This is a genomic window from Sporosarcina sp. P19 (genome assembly GCF_002743165.1).
Taxonomy (GTDB): Bacteria; Bacillota; Bacilli; order Bacillales_A; family Planococcaceae; genus Sporosarcina; species Sporosarcina ureae.
The window spans coordinates 1-5,408 of the sequence record NZ_PDYR01000029.1 but is presented as its reverse complement, the minus strand read 5'-3'; the positions used below and the strand labels follow the sequence as shown (position 1 = coordinate 5,408).

At 44.6% G+C, this 5,408-nt stretch carries 3 protein-coding genes; all 3 read left to right on the top strand.

Annotation, left to right across the window (positions count from 1 at the left end):
* The first annotated feature begins 219 nt into the window (after window positions 1-219).
* From CSV74_RS16345 to yhaM, 3 genes are read left to right on the top strand one after another with little or no spacing between them, the layout of a single operon-like run.
* Window positions 220-1,422 (top strand): metallophosphoesterase family protein, encoded by a 1,203-nt coding sequence (locus tag CSV74_RS16345; protein ID WP_099692446.1) that lies wholly within the window; start codon window positions 220-222, stop codon window positions 1,420-1,422.
* A gap of 1 nt (window position 1,423) precedes the next feature.
* On the top strand, window positions 1,424-4,276 hold the full coding sequence (locus CSV74_RS16340) for an ATP-binding protein (RefSeq protein WP_099692445.1): 2,853 nt from the start codon (window positions 1,424-1,426) through the stop codon (window positions 4,274-4,276).
* On the top strand, window positions 4,276-5,214 hold the full coding sequence (gene yhaM, locus CSV74_RS16335) for a 3'-5' exoribonuclease YhaM (RefSeq protein WP_029054121.1): 939 nt from the start codon (window positions 4,276-4,278) through the stop codon (window positions 5,212-5,214). The genes CSV74_RS16340 and yhaM overlap by 1 nt, the downstream gene beginning before the upstream one ends.
* Window positions 5,215-5,408: the final 194 nt, after the last annotated feature.

Genomic DNA, 5,408 nt, shown 5'->3' with positions numbered 1-5,408 from the left:
CGTTCCTTTAGTTGTCTCACCTGATCGGGCTGATCCATCGGGAGTCGCCGCCAGCTTCCGCTTCCAACCTACTTTTATAGTGGATGAACGTGGATCGCGTCAGCCTGGAACGTCAATCAACGGTGCATTCTCGTCACTTCTGTTTTGCGTATCCACCTTTCCCTCAATTGATTGAATATGGTAAAATAGGAACGAGTATTCGTGGAAGAGGTGCAACCTATGGAACCCATACGTTTTTTACATACAGCCGACTTGCATTTGGATAGCCCCTTTAAAGGTATGGCCTCAGCAGGACCGGACGAGTTAGCCAGACTGCAGCAGTCTACATTTGCCGCGTTCGACCGATTCATAGCCTACGCAGTTAAAGAACGACCGGACTTCATTGTCATTGTTGGTGACCTTTATGACGGTGAAAATCGTAGCTTACGTGCGCAAATTCGTTTCCAACAAGGTATGCAACAACTTCAAAGAGTGAATATCCCGGTCTATCTGTCATATGGAAATCACGACCACCTAGCAGGCAGATGGACTAGAGTTTCATTGCCTGAAAATGTACATGTTTTTTCTGAACTAGTAGAGCAAAAGCAATTGATGATTCGTGACGAAATAATCTATTTACACGGCTTCAGCTACCCACAGCGCCATGTTAAGGAATCGATGATTAGGCAATATCCTAAAGCTAGTGAGGGAATACATATCGGTCTATTGCATGGAAGTGTGGCAGGAGACGTTGAGCATGCTGTGTATGCACCGTTTACAATCGGTGAATTACAGGATAAGCACTACAGATACTGGGCGCTTGGACATATTCATAAGCGCCAAGTATTATCACAAGAACCGCCGATTGTTTACCCTGGCAATATTCAAGGCCGGCATCGCAATGAGCAAGGTCTTAAAGGTTTTTATGATGTCTCGTTGACGCCTATTAATGATTCCATGAAATTTGTAGCCGCATCCGATGTTGTATTCACTACATTGACTGTTTCGTGCAAAGGAATCGAATACGCAGATGACTGGATTTCTGCTTGTCAGGAAGCGATTGATCAACTGACAGCTGAAACTGGTAGTGTCGTCGTGGAGTTAGTGATGGAACATACGGAAGGCCTTACAACAGACTTGGTTAGAGCGGACGCAGAATGGCTCGACATCTTGCGCGAACAGTATGAAGCTATGGAACCTTTCGTGTGGATTACAGCAATTGAATGGCCAAAAATTAGTTATTCAGTAGTTCCGAATTCATTACTGGGACCGGTGGAAAAAACCATTTCCTCTTGGGAAGCGGATGACTGGAATGACTTGGCGAAAGAAGTATACAACCATAAAGCCGGTCGCTATTTAGAAGCACTGACGCCAGCTGATTTTGAGCGATTGAAACAGCAGGCAACCGCATTGCTGGAGAATGAAATGTTGAAGGAGGGCTAAAATGAAAATCCGTAAAATACTTCTTTATGGATTCGGTCAGCATGAGAATTTGGAAATTGATTTGCGACCTGGTATGAATCTTTTGTATGGACCGAATGAAGCGGGGAAGACGACGATTCAGCAAGCCATCCTTCATATTTTATTTGGATTTCCTCAAAAGAATCAACAGGAGTTGCGTTATGAGCCGAAAACAGGTGGTAAATATGGCGGCTGTCTCTATATAGAAGATCAGGCGTACGGTAATTGGATGATTGAACGGGTGCGTGGAAAATCTTCAGGTGACGTTTTAATCCGTTTTGAAGATGGGCGTATGGCGGAGGAAGAGGAACTGAAGAGGTTATTAAGAGGTTATGACCGACAAGCTTTTGAATCAATTTTCTCTTTCTCCTTATTCCAGTTGCAAGATCTTGAGAAAATGGATGAAAATGATTTAAGCCGTACATTACTTGCTTCCGGCACGACTGGTCTTGATACACTTTGGAAAGTGGAAAAGAAGATGGAGAAAGAAATGGGTGGCCTCTTCAAAAAATCTGGAAAAATACCACCGATGAATAAAAAAATGGCTGAAATACGTGAGCTTGAACAAGCGATGCAAAAAGAGCAGCAGAAGCTATCGACGTATGAACCTCTGACTATTCGCAAGCTAGAACTCGACGAGCAAGTAGCAGCATTACGGTTGGAAGAACAACGCCTTTATAAACAGTCTGAAGAACAACGAATCGCCATGCAAATCGTTCCGCTGCAGCAACAGCGCAATCAATTACTTGAACAACTTTCTCATACGTCGGATGAATTCCCGGCAGCAGGAATCCGGCGTTATGAAGAATTAGCCAGTAAACAATCAGAATTGCAATTAAAGAAAACACGCCTAGAGAAAGAACAGGCAAAGTGGCAATCGAAATTAATTGATTTGCGACCTGACAATGAGCGGCGGCAGTTAGAGCGCTGGGTGGCACAAGAAGCGGAATGGCATCGGTTGCGTACAGATCGACTATCTGCTGAACAGGAAATTCGTTTGCTTGAGAAGAAACGGCAACAGTTCAGCAACCGCTTAGGATTAACTGAGGATCAGCAGTTGTCGATAGGGCAGATAGACGTCTCCATACAACGCGAACGCCAACTTGAACCGATCCTTGAAGAACAGAAAGAACTGGATCAGCAACAAAAAGCATTACAACGTCTGTTGGCAGAAGCGGAAAATGAGCGCCAAGAAGCGGAGCAACGAAAAGAACGTAATGACCGTTTGCAATTGACTGAATCGGAGCGAGCGAAACTAGCAAAATGGCCCCAATTGCAACGTCAACTTGCGGAGGCAAAATTCATTGTATCTGCGGGAGATAAGCAGGCATCGAATCAACTGGTTCCGATAGTGATTTTGCTCATTGGACTAGCGATCGGGGTATATAGTATTTTGCAGCAGCAATGGTTGTTCGCAGGTCTCGGCCTAATAGTTGTGGGGATCGGTGCTTGGTTATGGAAACAACGACCAGATTCTGTAGCAGATCAGCAATCGTTCATTCGAAATAATGAAGCGTTAGCAGCAGAACTCGAAAGATTGGCTGAGCGTGATGATCGGCAACAGCGCGATCAACGGCAAGTGTCAACGGAGATTGAAAGACTGGATCGTAAACTACAGAATTATGCGGAAGAAATGGAACAACTTCATTACCAGAAACAACAAGCGGTGAAGAAGTTGCAAGAACTGATGCGAGATGAACCATTCGATCTGACATTCAATATTGAGGAAAGCTTCCGTTTACTGCGTGAGTTCCAGGATGCGGAAATAGATCAGAGAACATGGCAGCAACGTTTGCAAACGACGACGCAACAATTGCAATCGCTGACCCAAGAAGTGGAAAATATGCTTGGACCTGTTGCGGAAGAAAGTTTATTCGAACGGATTCGCCAGGAACTACTTCGTCAGGATAGCTTGCAAGAAAAGCATCTGAGCAAACAACAAACAGTACTTGAAATCCAAGAGCAATTACAAGAAACGCATGAGTTGTTGGAAAAGACAGCAACAGAAATTCAAAATTTGTTCGATAAGGTTGGCGTATCGGAAAAAGAGCCATTTTACACAGCCTATCAGCAAGATCAAGAGGCACAATTGCTGAAACGACAGCTGAAAGAAGTAGAAGCCCAGCTGTCCTTATATAGTAAGGAACCATTAGTAAAAGAATGGACCATACCAGAACTTGAACGGCAGCGCAGCGAAACGACGAACCGCCTACAAATGATTCGTCAAGAAGTGGAGGTACTTGTTGATGAGCAAGTCAAGGTAGGTCATGAAATCTCGCAAATGGGTGCCAGTCAAACGTATAGTGAGCTTCAGCAATTGTTCGAAGTACGAAAAGCAGAGCTGGAAGAACTGACGCAACAATGGGTAATCCGCAAAGCTGTCCGTGAGTCGATTCGGCAGACGATGAGTGAGTGGAAAGAACATCAATTACCGGCGGTTCTCATACAGGCCAATAATTGGTTCAGCCGTTTAACGAGGAATCGATACGCGACGCTCGGTTTAACAGTGGAAGGTTATTTTGAGGCAATCACTGCTGAAGGACAATCGTTCATGATGAATGAGCTCAGTCAAGCTACAAAAGAACAAGCCTATCTTTCATTGAGACTAGCGTTAGCGTATGAATTATTAGAGCGCGCACCGTTTCCCATTATAATGGATGACCCATTTGTTCACTTTGATAATGAGCGACTTTCGCGTATGATAGACATACTTACTGAGTTACAGCCATCTCATCAATTTCTGTATTTTACTTGCCATCAAGAAATGAAATCGAAATGGCTAAGTGAACCGCATACAATTGAGATTGGACCAAAAGTAAAAGGGGAGATCCACTGATGAAAAAACTACTTGACTATCAAGTCGGCGAAACGATCGACATGTATTTATTGATTAAGCAGGCAACAAAAGGCATCACACAGCAGGGGAGTCCATTCATGACATTGATTCTGCAAGATAAAAGTGGAGATCTTGAAGCGAAACTTTGGGATGCGGGTGAAGAACAAGCCCAGATATATAAGGGGGCAACCATCGTAAAAGTAGGTGGAGAAATCCATGAATACCGTGGGAAAAATCAACTTCGACTTAAAGCCATCCGTCCTGTAAAAGAAGATGAGGGTGTGACAATTGCAGATTTAGTGCCGTCTTCTGAAAAAAGCAAGGAAGTATTACTAGATGAATTGATGCAGTTTTTCTTTGAAATGAAAAATCCGCAAATTCAGCGTGTCACTCGTCATTTACTGAAGAAGCATCAGCAGGACTTCGTGTTGTATCCAGCAGCTACGAGGAACCATCATGACTACGTATCTGGCTTACTTGATCACGTAGTTTCGATGTTGAAGCTAGGTAAGGCGATCGCGGAGTTGTATCCGACGTTGAATAAAGACTTGTTGTATGCAGGAATTATTTTGCATGATATCGGAAAGGTTATCGAATTGTCAGGTCCAGTCGGTACGCAGTATACGATTGAAGGGAACTTGCTAGGTCATATTACGATTATGGTCAATGAAATTTCCAAGGCGGCAGAAGAGTTGGAGATTGACGGTGAGGAAGTGATGTTGCTTCAGCATATGGTGTTGTCTCACCATGGTAAAGAGGAGTGGGGCAGTCCGAAGCGTCCAATGTTGAAAGAAGCGGAGATTCTTCATTATATTGATAATATTGATGCGAAGATGAATATGCTGAACCGCGTGATGTCGAAGACTACGCCAGGCGAGTTCTCCGAGCGCGTATTCCCGCTGGATAACCGTTCGTTCTACAAGCCTACGTTTGAGTAAACTAGGGTGGAACGACTATGAGGCTGCGGGTCTTTGTCACTTTTGGTTGGAATCGTTGCTCGACTGGTTGTTGGGCACTGGAGTCACCGAGTGTCTGCTTTCTGGACCCGCACAGGCACGTGGGGGATTGCCTCCAGCCATGAGCCAGCTGGCGGTAGGGCTGCCAGTTGTCTCATGGCCACGGCCTACCCCGC